A 24,465-nucleotide genomic window follows, 5' to 3' on the forward strand; every position below is an offset into this window, starting at 1 on the left:
TTGTCATTATGAACCCTTTAGCCGAAATTTTAGCCCAGTGGGAGCAACTCCACCTGATTTCTACGGAGGAGCATCAGCGCTTCCAAATCCTCGAAAAACACCGCCCTGTGTCAGTTTGGTGGCTATTGCGTACGTGGTTGTATGTCGGAATTTTACTATTTACGTCTGGGGCGGGGCTGTTGATCTACAAAAACATCGATACCATTGGGCATCAAGCCATCATCGGCTTGTTGTCGGTGCTGATGTTGGGGTGTTTTTATTATACTTATCGGCACAGTGCGCCGTTTTCAAAACAAGAGGTCGAAACCGAAACAAAATTTGTGGATTTTGCGCTACTCTTGGGGTGTACTTTGTTTTTGTCGTTGGAGGGCTACGTCCAATGGCAATACAATCTGTTTGGTACTCGATATGGCTTGGCAACAGTGCTGCCAGCGATACTGTTTATGTTTTGTGCCTACCGCTTCGACCACCGTGGGGTATTGTCGATGGGGCTTACTGCTTTGGCATCGTGGGTAGGTCTTACGATTACTCCTTTAGAAGTATGGCAGGCCAACGATTTTTCGGGAGCCTCGGCTATTTATACCGCCTTGGCTTTTGGACAGGTGCTGATAGGGGTGGGGCTTCTACTTCATAGGTTCAATATAAAGCAGCATTTCACTTATACCTATTTATTGCTCAATGGCAATCTGCTGTTTGTGAGCGCATTGGTAGGCTTATTTAGCCTTGATAAATGGCCCTTATATGTGGTGCTTATAGGAGGATGGAGTTGGTTTTTTGTGTGGTATGCTCGTCAATATCAATCTTTTTTATTTTTGTTGATGGCAGCAGTATACGGATATATCGCTTTTACTTACTTGATTTTTAAAGTGATGGACGAAAGTTTTTGGGTTTTTCTAGGCTTTTTTTATTTCGTAATAAGTGCAGCGGGAGTGGTGTGGTTTTTGGTGAATTTCAAAAAATTGCTCAAAAAAAAATAACAGTATCATGAAAGCATACAACGAAACTTGGCTGCGCAATCAATATGCTTTATCGATGGCCCAACGTTGGAAACAGGAAGGGCTTATCAGTGAATCCCAGTGGAACGACCTCAAGCAGCTACATGCCGAAGTACCCCATAACCCCAATATCTTTATCAAAATTGGCCTTTTTCTTTTTGGAGGCATCGCGTTTTGCTTTGGGGCAGGAATGGTTTTTGTGGTTTTGGGCGAAGGGGTAGGCTTTGCTGCCACATCGTTGGTATATGCAGTAGGGGTGTTTTTTTTGTTAAGATTGTTGATTAAACAAAACAGATTTCATTTTTCTGGAATTGACAATGCCCTTATCTATGGTATTATTGGGGCTATTCTTCCGGCGGTTTTTGAAATATACAGTGGTTTGAAGCTCACCTCTGCTTGGAGTGGAGTAGCGTTGATCATGCCTGTTTTGATAGCTATGGTATATATATTTGGCGAACCTTTGGTGGCAGTAGGAATGCTTGGTAGCGGATTGTTTATCATTGCTTCGTGGTTAGTACAATCTGCTTTGGGAAAAGCCTTGTTGCCTTTTGCATTGATGTTGGTCACGGGAAGTATTGCATTTGTTGTTCGTACTTTCTTGCAAAAACCTTCTTCTTTTTACTGGCAAACAGCCCTCGAATGGCTACGTATAGCATCGTTGGTGGTGTTTTATTTGGCAGGAAATTATGGTTTCGTACGTGAGGCCAATGCCCAGTTGAATGGTTTGTCTTCACCAGATCCTGAGATTCCTTTTGCCGCTATTTTTTGGCTGTTGACTTTTGGCGTACCTGCTCTGTATTTATACGGGGGTATCAAACAACGCGACCGTAGCTTACTTTTTCTAGGAAGTGTAGCGGTGGTATGCTCAGTGGTTACGTTACATCAGTATCATCCTTTTTTATCCGTAGAATGGATGATGATAGGCGGAGGCTTATTATTGGTGGGGATCACTTATCGACTCATCAAGGGACTCAAACAGCCCAAAGCGGGTTTTGTATCAGTGGCTGATGCGGAGCAAGAAGAGCGTGTAGGTTTGGAAGCTGTAGTATTGGCGCAACTGACGCAGCAAACCCAGAATGCTGACCACGGCGTGCGATTGGGAGGGGGCGATTTTGGGGGCGGGGGCGCTGGCGACAAGTATTGATTTTTCTATAAACCTTGGCGGCGTCTGAAACGCCACCAAGGTTATTCAACAGGTAAATAAATATAAAAAGTAGCACCTTGGTTGGGCTGACTGTGGGCGGTGATAAAACCGTCATGGTTTTCAACGATTTTTTTGCAAATCGCTAAGCCAATGCCTGTTCCTTCGTAAGTGTCACGCCCGTGAAGGCGTTGAAAAACTTGAAAGATGCGTTCAGTAAACTCCTCTTCAAAGCCGATACCGTTGTCGGAAACAGTGAGGCAGTGATAATGAGGATGGACTAAAGGAGTAGAAGAGTGAATAGACTGACTTGCTACGACTTTGGCTTCGATGTGGATTCGAGGTGCGGTGCCTTTTTGCGAAAATTTGAGTGCATTGCTAATTAAATTCGTAAATAATTGCTCAAATTGAAAACGGATGATTTTAAGGGTTGGGAGTGACTCAAATTCGATAGATGCGTTTTTCTGGTTGATTTCTTCTTGTAGATTCAAAAAAATTGTTTTCAACAGTACCGAAAGGTCGGTTTCCTCAAAAGACTGATCAGTGGTACTAGCCCGCGAATAAGCCAACAAATCCAAAATGAGCTGCTGCATTCGCTTAGAAGCCGATTGAATACGCCTGAAATAGTCTTGCCCTGTCAGTGAAAGATTATTCCATTCGTATTCGAGGATGCGACTCGAAAATGCCTGAATTTTGCGAAGAGGCTCTTGCAAATCGTGGCTTGCTACGTAAGCAAATTGCGCCAGTTCATCATTCGATTTAGCGAGCTGTTCGTTAGTGATTTTAAGTTCTTGTGTTCGTCGAGCCACGTTGAGTTCTAGCGACTCGGCTAGTTCTCTTAGTTGTTTTTCACTCTGTTCGATTTGGTGCCGCGCTACTTTTTCTTCTGTCACATCAAGTACTGTTCCTAGCAGACGAAATGGCTTAGATTCATGGTCAAAAAGTACCTTCCCTTTCACAATCACCCAGTGAATAGACTGGTCTGGATGAATGACGCGCGCTTCGTATTCAAGTATTCCTTTACGCATAGAAGCTTCGTGCGCTGCCTGACGAACAGCAAGGTCGTGGGGGTGGATTCGCTGAACGAGTGTTGCTCGGGTAGGGGAATCATTTGGCTCAAATCCAAAAATCTCCAAAAACCGCTTCGAGAAGCCCATTTGTTGGCTGGCTAATTCAACTTCAAAAGTGCCTAAACCGGTGATACCAACGGCCATTCGTAGATGCTCTTCGGCTTCTTTGATTTTTTGACGACTTTGTACTTTTTCGGTAACATCATACACCGTTACCATGATTCCGTATACATGATGGCTAGTGTCAAAAAGAGGGGCGTATTCAAAATCGAGGTAGAAGGCTTGGCGTCCATCATGCGAATCTACATAAGCAAGAGATTCTTTTTCTTGATGGGTTTGGGCGTCCTCAAATACTCGTAACAAAAGCTCGGGGTATTTTTGTCCTACGAGCTCCGGAAAAACGTCGAGTAGTTTTCGGCCTTGTACCTCTACCAATTCGCGCCGCCAAACATTTTTGAGCATAGTTTGGTTGGCCAAGTCAATCACTAAGTCACGTCCCCTAAAAATGGTCATGGCAATGGGAGACTGATTGATAATATTTCGGAATTGAGTTTCACTTTGCTGAAGTGCAAACTTAGCTTCTACTTGTTTAGTAACCTCATTGGCGACTACGATTACGCCGTCGATATTACCGTTGGGTTCGTAGAGAGGTTGGTATACAAAATTGAAAAAGGTTCGTTCTTTGTTGTCAAAACGATTGATTTCTACTTCAAACTCATGGCCGTAAGCAGGTTGCCCAGTTTCAATGACGCCTCTTAATAAGGGTTCTACAATGTCTTTTACTTCGGGTAAAGAATCAAAAAGCGACCGCCCTACAAACGTCTCTTCTTTACGGTCGATGATTTGTAGATAAGTTTCGTTGGCCATTTCTACAATAAAATCATTTCCCCTCAAAATAGTAATACCTACGGGAGCTTGTCGGACAGTATTTAGGAACTTGCGGGCGTTTTGGTCGGCTTCTTTTCGAATTTTATGCGCTAAGAAGGTTTGTTGTTTGATTTGGTCATCGAGCTGCTGTATAGTTTGATGAAGCTCAAGTAATTCTTGGCAATTGACCCAAAGTTGTTGGGGATTGTCGGGGGTAGTTTTTTCTTTGTTTTCTTGTAATACTTGTTTTTCTATCGATAAAAGTATCTCTACTACTTGGTGTGATAGTTCATCAATCCTAAGCAGTCCTTCGCGAGCTTCATCAATTTTGCCGTTTTTGTAGAGTTCAAGGAGAGATTTAGCTTCAAAATGAATTTTGTTATGGGTTTGTTGAAGGGCTTGCGTGGCGGGGATATGATTGTACACTTGAAGCGCATGGTCGTGCAGCCATTTACCAAAGGGGCATTCCACTGCTGATACCACGCTGCTCTCGTCTAGTGAAGCACCGTAGAGTAGTGAGCGCAATCTCGTCTTAAATAAGATGTGCCGAGTTTTGGCCTGTTCAAAATCAAGTTGAATAAAAGTCATGGATATACAAATGGGCGGAATAGCAAAACCATTTCTTTGGAAGTATACTGTTATACTTACGAATACTTGCCTTTAAAGAATGGAGAACAGATTAGATTTTTCAAGGCAAATACAAAATCAGTAAAAATTAAAATGCTTGGAACAATACAGTACTCACTCAATATACCAATAAAAATTTCTCTCGGCTAGGCTGGGTATAGTGCTGACTCCAGTCAATCGCCAAAATTCTTTGGATGAGCAGCTTAAGTTGCTGAAACGACCCTGGTTTTGATACAAAAAAATGGGCACCTTGGGCGTATACTTTATCTACAGCGTCGGGTTGGGAAGTGGTAGAAAAAATAATGATAGGGATGTTTTTCAGTTTCTCGGTTTGCTTGATTTCTCTCAAACATTCAAAGCCGTTTTTACGTGGCATGTTGAGATCTAAGAAAATAACATCGGGTGGAGGAGGGACGGTTTCCCTAAGAATATCCATCAGTTGCTTACCGTCGTTGGCGGTAGTAAGATGTGTATACTGAGCTACTTCCCGCAGCGCATCCTCAAAAAGAAGACGATCATCAAAATCGTCATCTGCTAAGAAAATATTCTTTTGGGAGCTTGAAAGGAGATTCATAAGTTGAACATAGACGTATAATGTTCCCTAAAGTTAATGTACTTATCGCGACTTCTCAAATAGAATACATCAACTTCGCCCCAAAAAAGCCTTTTAGAAACTTGACAAATACGCAGTAGGTGTAGTTAAGAGGAGATTGAAGGAGGGGTAAAAAACACCAAAATTTTACTTTACAAAACAAGAAGCTACAATCCTATGTATGCTCGCAAACCCACTAAACCTATGAAAAGCCTTTTTTGCTTGATGAAATATTTATTCTCTTTTTGGCTTCTTTTGTTGATTTCTCAAAATGCTTTTACCCAAAAAAAAGGCTCTTGGCCAACCGACTTACCTTGGTGGAAAAAGAACAATCTCAGGGTGATTCAGACCAATTTGCCCGCCTACGAAGCCGCTACTTTACATCCCGATTCGCTTCTCAAAGACTTGGAGGCTTGCTCGGCCAATACCCTACTTATCAACGCGGGCGGGATTATGGCTTTCTACCCGACCAAGCTTCCTTTTCATTATACCAATCCTTACATGAAAGGAAACATGCTCAAAGATGTCATTGAGCGCTGTCATCGCAACGGCATCAAAGTCATTGTACGTTTTGATTTTAGTAGAGTTCATGAAAGTATTTTTAAGGCGCATCCCGATTGGTGCTACATCTCACCCAAAGGCGAACGTATTATCAATACTGATATGTATGTGGTGTCTATCAATGCGCCTTATGTGCAAGACTGTGCTTTCAAAATCATCGAGGAAGTAATTGACAATTATGGAATTGACGGTATCTTCTTAAACATGCCAGGCTACCAAGTCAACAATCCCTACGAGGGGAAATACCACGGTATTGATCAAAATGAATATGACAAAAAGCGTTTTGCCGAATACAGCGGAGGGCAAGTGCTCCCTACCGAAGAAAACAAAGCAGATGCGGTTTTTCAGAAATATTTAGCTTTTAAAAAGTTTACGGTAGAAGATTGGTCAAAACGATTGCATGAGCTGGTAAAATCAAAAAGCAATCAAATTGCGATTTGTACGTACATGGATAAGTATGTTGATATCATTCGGCACGAGTCCCAAACCAACAGCTTACCTTACTGGCCTTACTCTGCTTCCGACAATGTAGGCAATGCTGCCAACTCCTTCCCCGACCATATCATCAGTAATAGTAGTATTCAGCAAATTTCGTTTCAGTCGCGCTACAATGCCGTCGAGCCTGAAGAAGTTTCCATTCGACTTTATGAAAATATTGCCAATGGCTCAGGACTTGACATCAGTATGATGGGCGATATGCGTGGCTACGAAGATGAGCGTAATTATGGGGTGATTCGTAAAATTTATGCCCATCACAAAAAATACGAACCTTATTTTGGCAAATATACGTCTACGGCCAAAGTTGCAATCATTGCGCCAGGTGCTTGGCCTAGCGGTGCACCTATGCAAGAATATCGCGGCATACAGCTCATGCTCAGAGAAGCGCATATCCCTTTTGACATCGTGGAAGATGCCCAAATAGAGCATCTCGCCGCCAAAATAAAAAAGTATGGCTTGGTGATTCTGCCCGACATTACTTATCTCAGTCAGGCTTCGGTGCAGGTACTCAAAGAAGCTGCTCGTCAGGGCGTGCATTTGATTGCTACCAATCATACTTTGTTTGATAATTCTGACGCCCTGCGCGATTTGTTTGGGGTAAAGATTATCAACAAAGACCACGAAGGCAGCGGCTTCTATCTTACACCTGACAAAAAAGAAGTATTTAAGCGATTTGAGAAACAAAAAATGCTTTTCTGGAAATTCAATTTGGGGCTTTATGATATGTCGGGGGCGGATAAAACTTTTTTGCCTGTACTCAGTAAAGGCCGCCCTGGTCCGCCCGAAATCATCGGTGGACACGAGCCTACGGGTTATTTTGGGATGGCCATCAAAGAGCATCCAAATAGCAAGGCAGTGGTATTACCTATCAATTTAGGACGGCTTTATTATATTCATGGCTATGAGCAACACAAAAATATTTTGTTAGATGTCATCGATTATATCTACCCAGAGGCAGTGCAGCAGCTCCTCACCAATGCGCCTGAGCGGGTAGAAGTGATTGTGAAAGAGTATATTAAAAATAACCCCGAAAATCACCTTAAAAATACCCCCGAAGGTTTGATTGTTCATTTGGTCAATCTCACAGGCTTTAGTGGCAATACTTATTTTGCACCTTTGCCAGTGTATCAGCTTACTTTTAAAGTGCCTGCCTCTTTCAATCCGAAGCGGGTCTTTTCTATGGCGGCCTCCAAGCCTGTTCCTTATGTTTGGAAAAACGGATATGTGGAATTAAAACTAGATAAACTCGAAGATTTTGAAGGTATTGTGATTGAAAAGTAGACTTTGATTTTTTGCTTTACCGCGCATCCTGTCAATTCAAAATGCTTCGCCCGTAAACAAGTAGAAGTTGGGGCCATCTTCTGAAAAACCCACATCGAGGCGGAGATAAATGTCTTTTTTGGGAAAAAGCAGGTAGCGTACACCTACACCGCCAGTAGTACGGATGTATTTTGTACTGAAAGTATTAATCGTAGGTGCTACGGCAGCGGCTCCTGCAAACACCGCCGCGCCAAATCGTTTGCTAAAACCAAAAGGTAGCCATCGATGTTCGATTTGAGCCGCCAGCATATTTTTGTCGCGGTAGCGCCCCAGATAATACCCTCGCATGATCATTTCGCCACCCATGAGTGCTAGCTGATTGAACGGTATATCTCCCCCGTAAAAATTTCCGTATAGCTGCCACGCCAGAACATTGTTTTGATTGGTAGGATGGTAAGAGCGTACGTCTAAATTGACGCCATAAAAGGTATAATCGCTGCCAATATTAGGATGGTATTTAAGAAACGCTAACTCTCCAAATAAACCTTTTCGAACATTGAGAACATTGTGACGATTGTCGTAGACCAAGGCTGCCCCAAAACCTACATTGATAGTGCCGTCAGAGCCTAGCGGTTTTTCGTAAAAATGCTCCTTTGGTTGAACAAAAGAGGTATTATATAATTGTTGATAATCTAGCTCGGGACCAATAAAAAGATTAGGAACGAGTTTGCGCAAGATACGTTGCCTAAACAAAAGATAATTGGCATCTACCAATGCCGGCTCCTTACCCGCAGGAGCAGGGCCAATGCCGTGGTATAAAAGAGGGAATTTTTGAAAGCGAGTTCGGCCCAAAAAAAACCATTTGTCTTTGTCTCCGTAGATGGCGTTGTCTATCCATAAACCATATTGAGCTTTGAACGTAACAAACCCAAATGCCTGTACTTCGCTGAGGCGGTTGAGGGTGTCGTTTTTGGCCTGAAAAAGCAAGAGTGATGATAAGCCTATCTCAAAACTAGTTTCGGGAGCATAGGCCAAAGTGGGATATACCCTAAAACTCGGTTTTCCAAAAGAGGTAGTGTCTGAAATCGTTTTTTTGATAAAACGCTTGACCCAGCTCTCTTGACCAAAGGCGGGCTTTACCAAAGCAAAAGTGCAAAGTAAAAAAAATGTAAGCGTCGTGAATGGAGCAGGCATGGTAGTGGTATTGTTCATATATATACGCAGTTTTTGCCCCAAACTGTTCTTTGAAGAAGTATCGTCGTCATTTTTCTCAATAAAGCTTGTTGTAAGGTGGATAGATACACAACGTACCAATAAGTACTAGCATTGTATGAGATTTTAACTGAATTTTTGGTGAATTGTTAGTCATAAAGACTAAAATGAGATAAAAAACATCATTATGACATTTTAGCGAATGCTTACAATAGGTGTGTTTGTGGACTTTGATTTTTCGAAGCGTTTAATCAAATAGTAGAGGTGACAATTACCCCGAATGAAAGCAGTAATAAAATAGTATTTTTTACTTTATCTTTTTATCAAAAGCTTCCGGCGATTTGCTTAATTGCGGGCATAAACACAAAATTGTAGTCTTTTACTTATTCAAATCAATGAAAACAATCAAAGGGCCTGCCATCTTTTTGGCGCAATTTATGGGCGACGAAGCCCCTTTCAATTCTTTGGATACCATCGCCGCTTATATGGCTGATTTGGGTTACAAAGGCATCCAAATTCCTACGTGGGATAGCCGCTGTATTGACCTTAAAACTGCGGCTGAGTCAAAAACATATTGTGATGAGTACAAAGGAAAACTGGCTGAAATTGGGGTAGAAATCACTGAGCTTTCGTCTCATTTACAAGGACAGTTAGTGGCTGTTCACCCTGCCTACGACCCTATGTTTGACGGTTTTGCAGCTCCTGAAGTGCGCAACAATCCCGCCGCTCGTACCGAATGGGCCGTGCAGCAATTGATGTGGGCTGCCAAAGCTTCCCAAAATCTCGGCTTGACTTCTCACGTTACTTTTTCAGGCGCTTTGTTGTGGCCGTTTTTATATCCTTGGCCTCAGCGTCCAGCGGGCTTGGTCGAAACAGGCTTTAAAGAATTAGGCAAACGTTGGACTCCTATTTTGAATGCGTTTGACGAAGCAGGTGTAAATGTAGGCTATGAGCTTCACCCTGGCGAAGATCTTCATGATGGTATTACGTTTGAGATGTTTTTGGAAGCAGTGGGCAATCACCCACGCGCCGGTATCAACTATGACCCTAGCCACTTTGTACTTCAACAATTGGATTATCTTCAGTTCATTGATTTTTATCATGAGCGCATTTTTGCGTATCACGTCAAAGATGCTGAGTTTAACCCAAGCGGCAAGCAAGGTGTTTATAGTGGTTTCCAAGGCTGGGCCGACCGCGCCGGGCGTTTCCGTTCGTTGGGAGATGGTCAAGTGGATTTTAGCGGTATTTTCTCCAAACTTTCTCAGTACAACTACGACGGCTGGGCGGTTTTGGAATGGGAATGCTGTATCAAATCCCCTGTTCAAGGAGCGGCGGAGGGTGCGCCATTTATCGCTGACCACATCATCCAAGTGACCGAAAAAGCTTTTGATGATTTTGCAGGAACGGGTGCCGACGAGGCTTTCAACCGTAAAGTGTTGGGATTGTAATTGGTAAATAAATTAAATGTATAACAAAAACGTCGGGCGATTTTCATTGCCCGACGTTTTTTATTGAAGCCTAAAAAAATTAATTTCTTGGAGGACCTCCAGGGCGCGAGCCATTAGGACGGCCTGGGTGAGCTTCTCCACGGTGGCAAGTAGTACAGCCAATACGTGGCTTGCGCTCTTTGCTTGCATAAGAAGGCAAGGCGGCAATTACGTCGTCGTTGATTTTACCTACCATTGCCACCATATCACGGGCAATTGCATGGTCATGTTTTTCTTCAGAAGCCCAGTCGTTGACATTGTGGCAATGGTTACAGCTTACACCTAAGGCTTTGCTCCAACCATTTTCCATAATTCCAATCACTTGCTCCGCAGGACGGCCTTTGAAAATTTTAATATTTTTAAAGACATCTTCGGCATTGTTTTTTTCTTTTCCTGCAATCGCCTCTTTTACCATTTTAGCGTATTTGGCACGGTCAGCTGCGAGGCTATCTTCACGGGCGTCGGCGGCGGCTTGTGAGTTGTTGGGAGAGGGAGTCAATGCAACTAAAGACACTACAGCCGTTAGTGCAAAAAGGGCAGTAATCCATTTTTTCATGCTAGAAGGGAGGTTATAAAGTTATGAAGGCAAACTTAGGAAAAAACTATAAATCCACAAGAATTTGGCCAAAAATATAAATATGTCTTTCTTTTATAAAAAAAGCGCGACTAAATGTCGCGCCTTCTTATGAAATAGCTTAAAAATTACTTCCAAATCTTAACCTACAGAACCTTCAAGGCTTATCTCTAATAATTTTTGAGCTTCTACCGCAAACTCCATCGGAAGCTGATTCAATACTTCTTTGGCATAGCCATTGATAATCAAAGCTACTGCTTGCTCGGTTGGGATGCCTCGTTGATTACAATAAAACAATTGGTCTTCTCCGATTTTGGAAGTAGTAGCCTCGTGCTCTACGGTAGCACTTGTATTGTTTACCTCGATATATGGGAAAGTGTGCGCACCACAAGTATCTCCTAGTAGCAAAGAATCGCACTGAGAAAAGTTACGAGCATTGGCGGCACGTTTGAAGACCTGAACCAATCCACGATAGGAGTTTTGACTTTTGCCCGCCGAAATCCCTTTTGATACAATACGGCTCTTGGTATTTTTACCGATGTGTACCATTTTGGTGCCGGTATCGGCTTGCTGCATGTTGTTGGTAACGGCTACCGAATAAAACTCTCCGATAGAATTGTCGCCTTTCAAAATCACAGAAGGGTATTTCCAAGTGATGGCAGAGCCTGTTTCGACTTGGGTCCAAGAAATTTTCGAATTAGCTCCGTCACAAATCCCGCGCTTGGTTACGAAATTGTAAATTCCGCCCTTGCCTTCTTTATCACCTGGATACCAGTTTTGAACGGTGCTATATTTAACTTCGGCGCGTTCGTGGGCTACGATTTCGACGACTGCCGCGTGCAATTGATTCTCATCACGCATGGGAGCGGTACAGCCCTCTAAGTAACTTACGTAAGAGCCTTCATCTGCAATAATCAAAGTACGCTCAAATTGCCCCGTGCCAGAGGCATTGATACGGAAGTAGGTCGAAAGTTCCATGGGGCAGCGCACTCCTTTGGGAATATAACAAAAAGACCCGTCAGAGAATACTGCCGAATTGAGAGCCGAGAAAAAGTTGTCTTTGGCTGGTACAACAGAACCCAAATATTTTTTTACCAATTCAGGATGCTCTTGGATAGCTTCGCTAATTGAACAAAAAATAATCCCTTGTTTCTTGAGTTCGTCTTTGAAAGTAGTAGTTACGGAGATAGAGTCAATAACCGCATCTACCGCCACACCTGAGAGTCTCTTTTGTTCGTTGAGCGAAATCCCCAAACGCTCAAAAGTACGTTTCAATTCAGGATCTATTTCATCCAATGAACCTATTTCTTTCTTTTGCTTGGGAGCCGAATAATACTTTATCGCTTGATAATCAATAGGAGGGTAATGTACGTTGGGCCATTTGGGCTCGGTCATTCCTTGCCACAACCGAAAGGCTTTCAAACGCCACTCTGTCATCCACTCAGGTTCGTTTTTCTTGGCCGAAATCCAGCGAATAGTGGATTCGTCTACCCCCGGAGCGGCTTCTTCTGCTTCGATATCCGTGACAAACCCGTACTTATATTCGGAGTTGGTAATTTCTTCTAGTAATTCTACTTCTTTGCTCATCGCGTATATGCGTTAATTCTATATTTTTAACAAAAAATACACATATTCTGTTCTAATCGAACTGCAAATATCTTAAAAAACTCGGCCTATTGAAAGCCCTACGGCGGTTCATTTCTCAAAAACCCCAAAACTCTCCCCTTGACAGGACTTATTTCTTGAGCTAGAGTAGTGCCAAGCAGGTCTTGTCTGGCTACTTTAGGTGAGGTAAGTAATGTAATAAACCATTTATTTTTTCATTTTTTGAGGCGATTTTTGTTTTATGATAACTTATTGATAAATAAATGATTGGCTATAATTGCTGAGAGAACCAAGCCCTTGTTTCTCTCTTAAAAATCAGAATTTTAAAAAAAAGATTCCAACCTTCTGCCCCTTGCTTGGCGTCCTTTGGATGATTTCGAGGCCTTGATTTCACCATTATTAACTTAAAAAAACTAAAAACAGTAATGAAATTGATGCAATCAAGAGAGGGGGCGTATGCGGTACGCCTGAGAGGAGTAAGTCGTTTAAAATCAGCTATGAAGCAATCGATATGGGCGGTAGGTATACTACTTGCAGTGGGGTTGGTAAGTTGTGATAAAACAGACGACAACGTCGGCCCTAATTTTATTCATACTACCGATTTCAACAAAGATACCACTACGTGGCAGACGGGAATCGTGGACTACAATGTTCAGCAAGAAGGGATTATGGAATTTAGTTCAAAACTTACCGCCCTTCCTACGGATACCACCAAAAAAGGTCTCAAGTTGACAAGCAGCAACCGTAGTGACGATGCCTTCATGTATTTGACTCGTAAATTGACAGGACTTGCTCCCAATCAAAGCTACAAAATAGAGTTTGAGGTAGAATTAGCTTCTCAATACCCTGCCTCAGGAATAGGAGTGGGCGGCTCTCCAGGCGGTGCTGTGTATTTGAAAGCGGGGGCTTCTGGCACGGCACCTCAAAGAGCCAAAGATACCGCAGGTGACTGGAAACTCAACTGGGATAAAGGTGCTCAAAGTGAATCTGGTAAAGATGCCGTAGTATTAGGAAATATTGGGATTGAAGGCGACCAATACAAATATCAGATCATTAAACGCAATAATCAGACAAAGCCTTTCACTGCCAAAACCAACGACAAAGGAGAATTATGGCTTTTGGTAGGTACTGATTCTGGCTTTGAGGGTGTTACGACGATTTATTATACCCAAGTGAAAGCCGTTTTGATAAAAAATTAAATCAATTAATGCCGTACCGTAAATAATTTGCGACAAAGGCGTTTCGGTTTTCCTTAGAAATTTTCCCTTTTGCTCCATACCCAACCCGTCAAAGCAGCAGTTTTGGCGGGTTTGTGTTTTTTATCTTTGAAACAATTATGACAAATTTTGACTGAGAAGGTATTAAACCATCTTGCCAAGCTTCTTTTATATCATAAAAACTAAACCTTGCTTTTCATGAAAATCAATAAGCTATTGGCTTGGGCCTTGTTCATATGCGCTTCTCCCGTGGTGGCTCAATCAAGTTATCCTACTATTGGTAAGATTGTACGCAACGACCCACAACTCGATGAACTTGTTGCTCCTGATGCGAAGATAGAAGTTTTGGCATCGGGCTTTACGTGGGCAGAAGGGCCCGTTTGGAGCAAACAAGGGGGCTATTTGCTGTTTTCGGATGTACCTCAAAATACCGTCTTTAAGTGGAGTACCAAAGAAGGACTTAGTACTTTTCTTAAGCCTTCGGGATTTACAGGTGCTGGCACCTACGGCGATGAGCCAGGGAGCAATGGCCTCATTATCGATCGTCAAGGGCGACTTGTCTCTGCCGAGCATGGCGACCGACGTATCTCAGCCATGCCTTTAACAGACGCTGGTAAACGCACCCTTGCCGACAATTTTCAGGGAAAACGTTTCAATAGCCCTAATGATGTAGTGCAGCATTCGAGTGGTGCCTATTATTTTACGGATCCTCCTTATGGTATGCCCAAAAAACAAAATGACCCAACGCGCGAAATAGATTGGTTTGGGGTATATCGGATTGGCAAAGATGGGGCCGTGAGCCTGCTTACCAAAGAAATGACTCGTCCGAATGGGTTAGCATTTTCGCCCGATGAAAAAATCTTGTATGTTGCTCAATCTGACCCCGACCGCGCTATAGTAATGGCATTCCCTGTCAACTCCGATGGCTCATTAGCCCAAGGCAAGGTACTTTTTGACGCTACTTCTATGGTAAAACAGGGACTCCCGGGTCTGCCTGATGGATTGAAAGTCGATGCCAAAGGAAATCTGTGGTGTACGGGGCCAGGAGGTGTTTTGATCATTACTCCAGGGGGTAAATTGCTAGGAAGAATCGAAACGGGAGAAGCAACTGCCAATTGTAACTGGGGCGACGACGGCTCTACTTTATACATCACCGCCGATATGTATTTGTGTCGCATTCGTACCAAAGCCAAAGGAACTGGATGGTAAGAGAATGAATGAGTATAAAATCGACATGACCATGACCCAATAAGGACACTTTTCGTACATTTAAATAGATTGTTAAACTTACTTTTTGTGATGTGCCGCCCAAAAAGAGGCTGATAAAGTAGATACAGGGGTGTTTGGAGGAACGAGCAAAATCCGCCTTTCGCAAGTGATGGTGATGTACCAGTCTAAGTTCCCTGACTATGATATTAGATACAAAAGTGGGGTAGAGGCAATCAACAAGGATATTCCTCCTCGTCAGAAAGTGAGAAGCGAAATGGCCACCATCATTGGAGTACCTTCTACTTATAAAATCGAAAATATAGGCACTTGGAAAGGGACTTTTTTTAATAAAAAAAACCTAGTGATGATGCCTATTTTTTTTGAAGTAGAGATAGTTATGGGTTAAAGTTTTAGTAAAAAATGTGCAATCAAGAAATAAGTACCAATACCGATGAGGTCGTTGGCAGTCGTAATAAATGGACCCGAAGCTACTGCGGGATTGATACCAAACCGGTTGAGCACTAAGGGAGTGACTGTACCCATAAAAGAAGCCAGTAGTACGACCATCAGCAGAGAGAGACTCACCACCCAAAACAATTGGGTCTGACTGAAAATAAGGACATATATCCCCGCCAGTAACCCGATGATGAGGCCGTTGAGAGCCGCAATGACGATGATTTTGAGGAGACGGTCTTTCCAACTGATTTCGAGGCCAGTTTTGTCGGCTAGGGCTTGTACGATGAGCGAGGCGGTTTGGATGCCTACATTGCCCCCTGTGGAGCCCATAATAGGAATAAACATCGCCAATGCCGCAATACGACTAAGTTCTCCCTCAAACAGACGAATCACCGTGGCGGCCATCAAACTTCCAATTACCCCTACAATGAGCCAAGGCAGACGTGCCTTGACCTGATCCCATAGGCTATCGTCTTCTTCTACTTCGCCCGTGATCCCTGAGATAGCCTGAATGTCTTCTTCGGCTTTTTCGGTGATTACGTCCAAAATATCGTCGATGGTAATGCGGCCTAGCAGTCTTTTCTGGATGTTTACGACCGGAATCGCCTCTAAGTCGTACCGTTGCATGATTTCAGCGACCTCTTCTACAGGACGAAAGGTCTCGATATAATGAATATCTTCGTCGTAAATGTTGCCGATTTTGGTGTTTTTCCGTGCAAGTACCAAATTTTTCAACGAAATCAGACCCAGCAATGTTTGATCATCGTCTATCACATACACCGCATATACTTTCTCTACATCTTCGGCTTGTTTTCGGATTTCTTCGATACACTCATTGACGGTCCAATTCACATTGGCTTTGACCAACTCTTTTTGCATGAGTCCCCCTGCCACGTCTTCATCATAAGGAAGAAGATCAATGATAAAGCGTGCTTGTTCGCGGTCTTTTAAGAGACCAATGACTTCTTCGCGGATTTGAATAGGCTGTTCTTTGAGCAAGTCCACGGCGTCGTCAGAGTCAAAGACTTCAATATAACGCGCAATTTCTTGCGAATTAAAATTGGTTAGAAATTCCTTCCGCTCAGTAGGCGCGATGTTGGCTAGGATTTCGGCTCCGATTTCAGTATCAAGCAAACTGAACAAATAATGCGCCGACTCAGTCTTTAACTCGTACAAAATACTACTAATATCGGCTGGGTAAAGCTCTTCCACCTCTGCAAGCAACTGTTGATTGTTTTGCTCAGCGATGTGGGTTTCTAAAGCTTCAATAAATTCTTTGGTCAGTTCGAAAGTCATGGTCAATCAAAATCGTCAGGGGGTCATCTTTTGAGTGAGTAGTACAAACTCGGCTACTCCTAGTTGTTCGGCTCGTTTGTCCAAAAGAGAGTGGTCAAACTTAATCCCTAATGGTTTGAGGGCATTGCGCAAGGTTTTGCGGCGTTGATTAAAACCTGCTTTGACCACCTTGATAAACATTGCTTCGTCACAGTCAAGGCTTTGTACGCTGTTGCGTTTGAGTCTTATAACACCCGAATTGACCTTTGGTGGGGGATCAAAAGCTTCAGGAGGGACCGAAAAGGCATATTCGATATCATAAAAAGCTTGTAACAACACACTCAAAATACCGTAGTCTTTTTTGCCAGGAGGAGAAGCTACCCGCATAGCCACTTCTTTCTGAAACATCCCGACGATTTCGGGAATGAGATTTCGATATTCAAGTGCCTTAAATAGAATCTGAGAGGAAATATTGTAAGGAAAGTTGCCGATGAGTGCAAAGGTTGGGTTGGAGTTTGGATCTACTGGAATGGCACTTAAATTTCGCCATTCATTCAAATTTAACCGTAAAAAATCTCCTTCAATAATACGCCCTTCCAAGGTCGGAAAATGGGCCTTGAGATAAGCTACCGATTCACGGTCAATTTCTACTACGTAAGTTTGATACTGTGTTTTGGGCAAGATAAATTGGGTCAAAACTCCCATACCAGGGCCAAGTTCGAGTACGGTATCGTAACCGCCATGTCCTGATAAGAGATCAGCGATGCGCTCTGATGTATACAAGTCCCGTAAGAAATGCTGCCCTAAGTGTTTTTTAGCTTTTACTTTCATGTGTTTTTTCAAAAGTTTTGACTTGAAGGTTAGCATGTCTTCAACAATAAATTGATAACAACGCACCCCCTAAATGTACTTTTGCGGCACGAAAGTACACCGATTTTGGATAATTACAGCAGTTTTATTTTTACCAAATCAAGACTTTTATGGCTTTTTGAGAAGGGAAGTAGTCATGCGATAATCTGGATAAAGAAGCTGTTTATTTATGGTAAAGCCTCAGGCTTATTTGCTTATAAGGTTAAAGAAAAATACCTTGTGGCGTAGAAGGAGTGTTATCTTTGTTTTATTTATCTAAAAAACGGAATTATTAGTGGAAACCACCTCAATCAATGTATCAGATAATTTTGTAGAGCAACTCAACTTATTTGGCTTGACTATGCAACCCAACGGGACGATTCGCTATGCCAATGCTTACACGTTGAGAATGCTAGGTTGGAGTGTGCAGGATCTTCAAAGGTTTAATTTTTTTGAGGATTTGCTTGCTCATGAACAGAGAGAAGATGTATCCAAATTTTTGAAAGAGTCGCTTGAGCGAGGAAGCTTGGCAGAGTTTAGAGAGGTCTCTCTTATTGCCAAAAATAGAAACCTCCGAACCGTGCAAGTCAATTCTTTGGTTCTAAATAAAACGAATGGCTTAATCGCCGATTTTACCATCATTGGCGAAGATATCACCAATAAGCTTCGCGTTGCTACTGCCCTCAACAAATCAAATTCTCAGCTGCAAGACTTGATTGATAATACCAGCGATTTGATTCAATTAGTATCTTTGGAAGGAAAGTTTTTGTTTGTCAACCGAGTGTGGCGGGAGCGGTTGGGCTATGAATTAGAAGAACTTGCTTCACTCAATATCAAGGATGTAATATGGCCCGATGCTATGGATGCTACATTGCATCTTTTAAGGCGGGTCCAAGAAGGGGAGGCTATTCCTGACTTTGAAACGATTTTTTGGAATAAACAACGAAAAAAAATATATCTTAATGGAAGTGTGACTTGCCGATACGAAAACGGTAAACCAACCGCTTTCCGTTGTATTTTGCACGATGCTACTAGTCGAGTTCGTGCGGAGCGTTCGCAAAACTTGTATTATAGTATCGCCAATTGGACGATTAAAACGCGCGATTTGGACGAGTTTTATGCCCGAGTCCATGAGGAATTAGGGAAGGTAATAGACGCCCGAAATTTCTTCATTGCCCTTTACGACCCTACCAAAAGCTACATGTATTTCCCTTATTATGTAGATGAGTATTTTAAGGGAAACGTCAGATTTACAAAACGTAAACTAGGGAATGGTATCACCGAATACGCCATTCGAGCCAATAAACCCTTGTTTTTGTTTCAAAAAGATATTGAAGCGCTGGCCGAAAGCCAAGGTATTTATATTTATGGAAAAATCCCCCAAGTACTGCTTTGCGTTCCTTTGAGGATTGGTGATCGAGTGACAGGAATCATCGGGGTGAAGTCTTATACCAATCCTAACCAATACCGCCCTCGCAATTTAGAGATGTTGGAGTTTATTTCGGGACAAGTGGCATTGGCGATAGCGCGTAAGCAAAACGAAGCTGAACTTAATCGTCAAACGGCACGACTCAACGCTATCTTTGATAGTAGTGCTTATCTGATATGGTCGGTCAACAAGGCACTTCAGTTGACTTCTTTTAATAAAAATTACTCTGCTTTTCTCCAACAGCACCTTCGTACTACTCCTGCTCTTAATACTACTACGGAGCGGTTGGGATGGCAACTTATGAGTCCCGAAAACCGCCGCTTGCTTGAAGAGCGCTATCGACAAGCATTTAGGGGACATCCCCAAGCGTTTGAAATCAAAATTGAGACGCGAAATGGAGAAGGAGATTTATGGCTGGAGTTTAGTTTGAATCCCATTCAAACTTCTCAAGGGCCTATCGAAGAAGTATCGGGGGTGGCTCGTGACATTACCCCGCGCAAATTGGCAGAATTATCAATGCAACAAAGTGAGGAGAAATTCCGAGGGATTTTTGTCAACCTGCAAGATATTTATGTCCGAACCGACCGCACAGGTTGTATTACGATGATTAGTCCTTCGGTACTGAAACGTACAGGATATACCGTAGAGGAGGCTATTGGAACGCATGTGACCGATTATTTTGTGGATTTGCAACGTATCCGAGCGGCTCTCGTACGCCTTCGACGTGATAAGAGTTTGCGCAATTTTGAGGCTGAATTACGAATCAAAGACGGGACTATTCGGCAGTTTATGTTCAACATGCTGCTTTTGGAAGACGAAGAAGGGGCGCCTATTGTGGCGGCCTTGGCGCGTGATATTACGGAGCTTAAGCGAAACCAAGAAGAGCTTGTCAAAGCCAAAGAAGAAGCCGAACGCTCATTGAAAGTAAAAGAGCGGTTTTTGGCTAATATGAGTCATGAAATTCGGACGCCCATGAATGGAATCATCGGCATGATTGACCTCATCAATGGTACTCCGCTCAATCCCGAGCAAAAGGATTATATCTTGACCATGAGGCGCTCGTCCGAAACGTTACTCAATATCTTAAATGATATTTTGGACTTGTCAAAAATTGAGGCGGGTAAAATGGCCCTCAACGAAGCTCCCGTGGGCTTGGAAGAAATTTTTGAGAAACTAACCGCTTTGTTTTCGCAAATTGCCCGTAACAAAAACAATTCCTTGCGTTATCATTTGGCCGAAGGCTTACCCCAATACATCATCGCCGATCAGACGAGATTATTGCAGATTCTATCAAATTTGACCTCCAACGCCATTAAATTTACCGAAAACGGCGGTGTAAACCTGTACATTACACCCGTGTGGACGAAAGGAAGATTTCATAAAATCAAAGTAGAAGTCAAAGATACAGGTATCGGCATTACGCCTGATAATTTAAAGCTACTCTTCAATGCCTTTAGTCAAGTAGATACCTCCTCGCGCAAAACTTTTGGCGGCACTGGGTTAGGATTGGTTATTTCGAAAGAGTTGTGCCGTTTGATGAAAGGTGAAATCGGGGTAGAGTCGGAGCTAGGAAAAGGAAGTACGTTTTGGTTTACTTTCGAAACCAAAGAAACGATGATAAGCCCTACGCAGCAAAAAGCCGAAAATGCAGAAATTGTTTTAGAAAACTTTTTTCAAACTTATCACCCTCATGTATTGCTAGTAGATGACAATTTTGTGAACCGGAAAGTAGCGAGCGAAATCCTAAAAAAATCGGGTTGTGTGGTCGAGACCGCTGATAGTGGCAAACAGGCGATTGCTCATGTAAGGGCTTCGTATGGAGCTGATATGCGACCCTATGATATGATATTTATGGATATTCAGATGCCCGACATGGACGGCATCGAGACTACCCAAAATCTACGCGATGAGTTTGGTAGTAAATTGCCTACGGTAATTGCGATGACGGCCTATTCGATGAAAGAAGACCGTGAGCGGTTTTTGAGCCAAGGAATGGATGACTATGTGCCCAAACCGATTCGAGCACAAGTGTTGATTCAAAAAGTAAAAGAAATTGTAGACACTGGGACTTCTATCAAAGAAACGACGGTGCTGCGAAACAAACAAAAGGTGATTGCGCAAGATTTACAATTGCCTATTGTGGATTTGGATATTGTAAATCAGTTACTTGGGCTTGGCGGCATGGAACTTATCAGTTCAATTTTTGAAGACTTCGTGACCGAATCGACCCAATTGGTTGAGGAGGCTATATCGGCTTTTGCACAGGGTGATATTGCCACTGTAAAAAGCAATTTGCATACGCTCAAAGGAAGTGCTGGTACTATAGGGGTAGCACGTGTGGCAGAGATAGCCCGCATAGGAGAAGGAAAACTCAAAACCAATGATACAAGCACTTTGGCCGAAGATTTACCTAGATTAGAGCGTGAGTTTAAAACTTTCCTCAAAGAATATCAGGGTATTTTAGAGGAGTTTACGAAGAAAGAGTAGTGATAGTCTAGCAAAAAAGCACTAGAAACATAAGATTTTACACAAGATAATAAAGCACAAATGAGTAGTCAAGTATCGGTAGGGGTGGTAGGACTAGGTTTGATGGGATGTAGTATTACTACTTGCCTTTTGATGGCAGGCCATAAAGTGGTTGCGGTAGCCCCGCTACCCACAGATGTTTCCACTGCTAAACCACGTATAGAAGAACATTTACAAAAATCGCTTCAAGAAGGACTCACTACTTTGGAGCCAAGCTACTATTGGCCTTCACTTCTGATTACGGAAGAGTATGCTGCCTTGGCCGATTGTGAGGTGGTGATTGAGTGTACACTCGAAAATCTAGCAATCAAAAGGGCGGTTTATGAAAAAATCGAAGCGGTGGTATCAGCCGATACGGTGATTACAAGCAATACTTCGGCGATTCCTATCAGTGTTTTACAGCAAGAAGTCAAACATCCAAGGCGCTTTTTGGGATTGCATTGGGCTGAACCCTCACATACTACGCGCTTTTTGGAGGTGATTTGTGGTGAGTTGAGCGATGTAAGCAAGGGTGAATGGCTTTATGAACTATCGCATCGGTGGGGAAAAGAACCTACCCTCGTACGAAAAGACATTCGAGGGTTTATTACCAATCGCCTCATGTATGCTTTGTACCGAGAAGCGTTTGATTTGGTAGAAAAAGGCTACGCTACTGTCGAAGATGTTGACAGGGCTTGCCGAAACAATGCGGGCTATTGGATGACCCTCGTGGGGCCTTTTCGGTGGATGGATTTGACGGGAGTACCGGCTTATCATACGGTGCTAAAAGAGCTTTTTCCTACCCTCAGCAACCGAACCGATATACCCCCTCTGATAGACGACCTCGTAAAAGCTGGCGCTAAAGGAGTACAAAATGCCCAAGGTTTTTATGAATATAGCCCTGAAGAAGCACGTTTGTGGCGCGAAACTTTTGAAGATTTTAGCTATGAAATCAGGAAGCTAGCACTTCGGTATCCGGCAGATGTGGTTAAGAAAAAAATGAAGGAGTAATTGGGGTTTACCACAACTTCCAAAATGCTCTTGCTGCTTTTTGTGTTTCCCAATTTTCAAAACGTTTATTAATAGCTATTTTTAATCTCTCGTAGTTGTACCAATTATCGGCAACTTTGTAGAGGTTTGGTTTTCCGGCCAAGAGCAGCGCTTTGAAATCATTCAGATAGTTTCCTGAGTCAAAGCTGAGGTAGGGAAGCGCGAAACGGTTTCCTACCTCGCATACATCTTCGAGCATCAAAATCCCGTCACAGCATGTATCGAGGAGGGTAGGGGCAGTGATTTTTCTTTTTTTGAACTGTTCGATTTCGTAATTGTGATCACTTCTGAATGTATTACTGATAAGTTCGTTGTCGATGAGCCATCCTAAAAAAAATCCTGTATATATGCTACAGTCTGATTCTGCCGAGGGTTTTGAATATTCTATTCCTATGTGGCTTTTGATACGATTATAAACATCTACCGAATTTTCTAAAGTTTCTAGGTAATCAGTGATTTTATAACCTTCTCTGATTTTTCCTTCAACTAGTTTTTTTTTTCGGAGAAGTGCATTTTCTAAATTACCACAGCCTTCCCACGACTTACTCAGCCAATGATAAAACACACCTTGGATAATATCTATGCCATTGTTGTAAATCGATGCTTTAAAATGATAGGTTTTGCCTTCACTTTCTTTTACTAAATAAGTAAGCATATCTCACACAATTAAAAGAAACCAAACCGTCAATTATTTATTATAATCTATTGACGATATATAAGCGGTACAATTCCAATACTTTTGACAACTTAAGTAAGAGTGAAATTTTAATTGATAATATTTTTAAATAATTGTTTCTCTTTACTCATTGCTAATTAGATACAAAAGTATTCAAGTATTTTGATATTTCCATAGATTTAATACTGCCCAAATTTCCACCGAAGCGAGTATTATTAAAGCCAAGGTATTGGTAGTGACTCCATCCAAAACCATTCCAACAACTACGTCGCCTAGTTCGATAAAAACTCTGGAAACAAGCGTAATAAACAACCAACGGGGGTTGTTGGCTACGACCGAAACCAACAAAGCCAAAACACTTCCTAGTATTCGGACTCCCGTACTAGCAAATCCCATTTGGGCGGAATAGGTTTCGAGGGTAGCATTGGGGAAACTGAGGCTAGGCTTGAAGGTGTAAACATAAAAGAAAAATGAACCCGCACCGATGAGAACCCAAGTGAAAATTTTTACAGAGCTAGGAATGCCTACCTCATTGGAAGGTGTTTGAAAAGCCATTTTTAAGTTGATTAGAGGGATTATTGATTTGAAAGAGATACATACTGATAAAGCAGGGTTGGATTTTCGGCTTGCTTTACCAAAAAATCTGCCACATCTGTACGATTGATGGCACCAATATTGATGCCTTTATAGAGAAAAGTTTCTACGCGGTACTGTTCGGTAAGAGGTTTTTCTTTTAAAAGTCCTGGTCTTACAATTTCCCATTTTATGGAAGAGTCAGAAATCACTTCTTCCATTTTAGTTTTATCAGCATATACATCTTTGAGGAAGAATTTAAAAAAGAGTTTCATCCAAAAAGTATTAAAGGCACCACTTTCCCCTGCCCCAAATCCTGTGACAACGATGAAAGGAATAGTGGTGTGGGTCTCTTGCTGAATCTCTACGAGTAGTTTGGCAAAATCTGAATAAAGCGTCGTGGCTTTCATGCTTTTGCCCGTTCCGAGGGCCACAATCACCGCTTCAGCTTGGTCGATTGCTTGTTTGAGTGCTTCTTTTTGGGTGGCACTTCCTCGGAGAGTGGTGAGGTTAGGATGGCTCGGCAGGCTGATTTCGGAGCGTGAAAGTGTTGTAACGTGGTGATGACGCTGAAGAGCTCTTTTGACGGTTTCGAGTCCTACGCCAGCCGATGCACCAATGACGGTTATTTTCATTTTCGAGGTATAAATTTGTGTGGCAAATATATTGGGTAGTATCCAAAAGATACTAAATTTGCCAAAAAAGTCAGTATCTTTTAGGATACTTTTAGAAGCTAT

General features: G+C 42.5%; 19 protein-coding genes. 9 read left to right on the forward strand and 10 right to left on the reverse strand.

Annotated elements, in window-relative coordinates; all coding sequences use genetic code 11:
* Nucleotides 1-8 precede the first annotated feature (8 nt).
* The gene (locus tag P1X15_RS13855; RefSeq protein ID WP_277338724.1) at nt 9-977 is read left to right on the forward strand and encodes a DUF2157 domain-containing protein; all 969 of its coding nucleotides are present in this window, start codon (nt 9-11) and stop codon (nt 975-977) included.
* A gap of 7 nt (nt 978-984) precedes the next feature.
* Nucleotides 985-2,139 (forward strand): hypothetical protein, encoded by a 1,155-nt coding sequence (locus P1X15_RS13860; RefSeq protein WP_277338725.1) that lies wholly within the window; start codon nt 985-987, stop codon nt 2,137-2,139.
* A gap of 41 nt (nt 2,140-2,180) precedes the next feature.
* Here the strand turns inward: P1X15_RS13860 and P1X15_RS13865 are convergent, their stop codons facing one another.
* Entirely contained in the window at nt 2,181-4,661 is a 2,481-nt protein-coding gene (locus tag P1X15_RS13865; protein ID WP_277338726.1) for a PAS domain-containing protein, read from the reverse strand.
* Between the two features lie 157 nt (nt 4,662-4,818).
* A complete protein-coding gene (locus tag P1X15_RS13870) occupies nt 4,819-5,274 on the reverse strand; it encodes a response regulator (RefSeq protein ID WP_277338727.1) in 456 nt (151 codons plus the stop codon).
* Nucleotides 5,275-5,517: 243 nt separating this feature from the next.
* On the opposite strand from P1X15_RS13870, the gene P1X15_RS13875 reads away from it, so the two are divergent.
* Nucleotides 5,518-7,632 carry an alpha-amylase family protein gene (locus tag P1X15_RS13875; RefSeq protein WP_277338728.1) on the forward strand — a complete coding sequence of 705 codons (2,115 nt, stop codon included), beginning with the start codon at nt 5,518-5,520 and terminating at the stop codon, nt 7,630-7,632.
* 36 nt (nt 7,633-7,668) lie between these two features.
* On the opposite strand, the gene P1X15_RS13880 is transcribed toward P1X15_RS13875, so the two are convergent.
* Nucleotides 7,669-8,823: a BamA/TamA family outer membrane protein gene (locus P1X15_RS13880; RefSeq protein ID WP_277338729.1), complete on the reverse strand. Its 1,155-nt coding sequence runs from the start codon at nt 8,821-8,823 to the stop codon at nt 7,669-7,671.
* Between the two features lie 395 nt (nt 8,824-9,218).
* Between P1X15_RS13880 and P1X15_RS13885 the strand changes: the two genes are divergently transcribed.
* Nucleotides 9,219-10,271 (forward strand): sugar phosphate isomerase/epimerase, encoded by a 1,053-nt coding sequence (locus P1X15_RS13885; protein ID WP_028665638.1) that lies wholly within the window; start codon nt 9,219-9,221, stop codon nt 10,269-10,271.
* 79 nt (nt 10,272-10,350) lie between these two features.
* Here the strand turns inward: P1X15_RS13885 and P1X15_RS13890 are convergent, their stop codons facing one another.
* Nucleotides 10,351-10,866: a c-type cytochrome gene (locus P1X15_RS13890; protein ID WP_277338730.1), complete on the reverse strand. Its 516-nt coding sequence runs from the start codon at nt 10,864-10,866 to the stop codon at nt 10,351-10,353.
* Nucleotides 10,867-11,025: 159 nt separating this feature from the next.
* Nucleotides 11,026-12,471: a Fe-S cluster assembly protein SufB gene (sufB, locus tag P1X15_RS13895; protein WP_277338731.1), complete on the reverse strand. Its 1,446-nt coding sequence runs from the start codon at nt 12,469-12,471 to the stop codon at nt 11,026-11,028.
* A gap of 452 nt (nt 12,472-12,923) precedes the next feature.
* On the opposite strand from sufB, the gene P1X15_RS13900 reads away from it, so the two are divergent.
* From P1X15_RS13900 to P1X15_RS13910, 3 genes are all read left to right on the forward strand, one after another.
* Nucleotides 12,924-13,688, forward strand: coding sequence for a hypothetical protein (locus P1X15_RS13900; protein WP_277338732.1), 765 nt, complete (start codon nt 12,924-12,926; stop codon nt 13,686-13,688).
* A 216-nt stretch (nt 13,689-13,904) separates the two neighbouring features.
* Nucleotides 13,905-14,915 (forward strand): SMP-30/gluconolactonase/LRE family protein, encoded by a 1,011-nt coding sequence (locus P1X15_RS13905; protein ID WP_277338733.1) that lies wholly within the window; start codon nt 13,905-13,907, stop codon nt 14,913-14,915.
* 130 nt (nt 14,916-15,045) lie between these two features.
* The gene (locus tag P1X15_RS13910) at nt 15,046-15,321 is read left to right on the forward strand and encodes a hypothetical protein (protein ID WP_277338734.1); all 276 of its coding nucleotides are present in this window, start codon (nt 15,046-15,048) and stop codon (nt 15,319-15,321) included.
* On the opposite strand, the gene mgtE is transcribed toward P1X15_RS13910, so the two are convergent.
* Nucleotides 15,318-16,667: a magnesium transporter gene (gene mgtE, locus P1X15_RS13915; protein ID WP_277338735.1), complete on the reverse strand. Its 1,350-nt coding sequence runs from the start codon at nt 16,665-16,667 to the stop codon at nt 15,318-15,320. The genes P1X15_RS13910 and mgtE overlap by 4 nt on opposite strands.
* A gap of 15 nt (nt 16,668-16,682) precedes the next feature.
* Nucleotides 16,683-17,477 carry a 16S rRNA (adenine(1518)-N(6)/adenine(1519)-N(6))-dimethyltransferase RsmA gene (gene rsmA / locus P1X15_RS13920; RefSeq protein ID WP_277338736.1) on the reverse strand — a complete coding sequence of 265 codons (795 nt, stop codon included), beginning with the start codon at nt 17,475-17,477 and terminating at the stop codon, nt 16,683-16,685.
* Nucleotides 17,478-17,790: 313 nt separating this feature from the next.
* Between rsmA and P1X15_RS13925 the strand changes: the two genes are divergently transcribed.
* Nucleotides 17,791-21,411, forward strand: a complete 3,621-nt coding sequence (locus tag P1X15_RS13925; RefSeq protein ID WP_277338737.1) for a PAS domain S-box protein — start codon at nt 17,791-17,793, stop codon at nt 21,409-21,411.
* Between the two features lie 60 nt (nt 21,412-21,471).
* Nucleotides 21,472-22,440 carry a 3-hydroxyacyl-CoA dehydrogenase family protein gene (locus P1X15_RS13930; protein WP_277338738.1) on the forward strand — a complete coding sequence of 323 codons (969 nt, stop codon included), beginning with the start codon at nt 21,472-21,474 and terminating at the stop codon, nt 22,438-22,440.
* Between the two features lie 7 nt (nt 22,441-22,447).
* On the opposite strand, the gene P1X15_RS13935 is transcribed toward P1X15_RS13930, so the two are convergent.
* The 3 genes from P1X15_RS13935 to P1X15_RS13945 form a co-directional block, all read right to left on the reverse strand.
* Nucleotides 22,448-23,134, reverse strand: coding sequence for a hypothetical protein (locus P1X15_RS13935; RefSeq protein ID WP_277338739.1), 687 nt, complete (start codon nt 23,132-23,134; stop codon nt 22,448-22,450).
* Nucleotides 23,135-23,308: 174 nt separating this feature from the next.
* Nucleotides 23,309-23,710 (reverse strand): hypothetical protein, encoded by a 402-nt coding sequence (locus P1X15_RS13940; protein ID WP_277338740.1) that lies wholly within the window; start codon nt 23,708-23,710, stop codon nt 23,309-23,311.
* 20 nt (nt 23,711-23,730) lie between these two features.
* Nucleotides 23,731-24,363 carry an NAD(P)-dependent oxidoreductase gene (locus P1X15_RS13945; protein WP_277338741.1) on the reverse strand — a complete coding sequence of 211 codons (633 nt, stop codon included), beginning with the start codon at nt 24,361-24,363 and terminating at the stop codon, nt 23,731-23,733.
* Nucleotides 24,364-24,465 lie beyond the last annotated feature (102 nt).

It is taken from the genome of Runella sp. MFBS21, from assembly GCF_029433105.1.
Taxonomy (GTDB): Bacteria; Bacteroidota; Bacteroidia; order Cytophagales; family Spirosomataceae; genus Runella.

What these genes read in the sequence shown, in the direction of transcription:
- P1X15_RS13855 (WP_277338724.1), top strand. Translation starts at nt 9, where the DNA reads ATGAACCCTTTAGCCGAAATTTTAGCCCAGTGGGAGCAACTCCACCTG.
- P1X15_RS13860 (WP_277338725.1), top strand. Translation starts at nt 985, where the DNA reads ATGAAAGCATACAACGAAACTTGGCTGCGCAATCAATATGCTTTATCG.
- P1X15_RS13865 (WP_277338726.1), bottom strand. Translation starts at nt 4,661, where the DNA reads ATGACTTTTATTCAACTTGATTTTGAACAGGCCAAAACTCGGCACATC.
- P1X15_RS13870 (WP_277338727.1), bottom strand. Translation starts at nt 5,274, where the DNA reads ATGAATCTCCTTTCAAGCTCCCAAAAGAATATTTTCTTAGCAGATGAC.
- P1X15_RS13875 (WP_277338728.1), top strand. Translation starts at nt 5,518, where the DNA reads ATGAAATATTTATTCTCTTTTTGGCTTCTTTTGTTGATTTCTCAAAAT.
- P1X15_RS13880 (WP_277338729.1), bottom strand. Translation starts at nt 8,823, where the DNA reads ATGAACAATACCACTACCATGCCTGCTCCATTCACGACGCTTACATTT.
- P1X15_RS13885 (WP_028665638.1), top strand. Translation starts at nt 9,219, where the DNA reads ATGAAAACAATCAAAGGGCCTGCCATCTTTTTGGCGCAATTTATGGGC.
- P1X15_RS13890 (WP_277338730.1), bottom strand. Translation starts at nt 10,866, where the DNA reads ATGAAAAAATGGATTACTGCCCTTTTTGCACTAACGGCTGTAGTGTCT.
- sufB (WP_277338731.1), bottom strand. Translation starts at nt 12,471, where the DNA reads ATGAGCAAAGAAGTAGAATTACTAGAAGAAATTACCAACTCCGAATAT.
- P1X15_RS13900 (WP_277338732.1), top strand. Translation starts at nt 12,924, where the DNA reads ATGCAATCAAGAGAGGGGGCGTATGCGGTACGCCTGAGAGGAGTAAGT.
- P1X15_RS13905 (WP_277338733.1), top strand. Translation starts at nt 13,905, where the DNA reads ATGAAAATCAATAAGCTATTGGCTTGGGCCTTGTTCATATGCGCTTCT.
- mgtE (WP_277338735.1), bottom strand. Translation starts at nt 16,667, where the DNA reads ATGACTTTCGAACTGACCAAAGAATTTATTGAAGCTTTAGAAACCCAC.
- rsmA (WP_277338736.1), bottom strand. Translation starts at nt 17,477, where the DNA reads ATGAAAGTAAAAGCTAAAAAACACTTAGGGCAGCATTTCTTACGGGAC.
- P1X15_RS13930 (WP_277338738.1), top strand. Translation starts at nt 21,472, where the DNA reads ATGAGTAGTCAAGTATCGGTAGGGGTGGTAGGACTAGGTTTGATGGGA.
- P1X15_RS13935 (WP_277338739.1), bottom strand. Translation starts at nt 23,134, where the DNA reads ATGCTTACTTATTTAGTAAAAGAAAGTGAAGGCAAAACCTATCATTTT.
- P1X15_RS13940 (WP_277338740.1), bottom strand. Translation starts at nt 23,710, where the DNA reads ATGGCTTTTCAAACACCTTCCAATGAGGTAGGCATTCCTAGCTCTGTA.
- P1X15_RS13945 (WP_277338741.1), bottom strand. Translation starts at nt 24,363, where the DNA reads ATGAAAATAACCGTCATTGGTGCATCGGCTGGCGTAGGACTCGAAACC.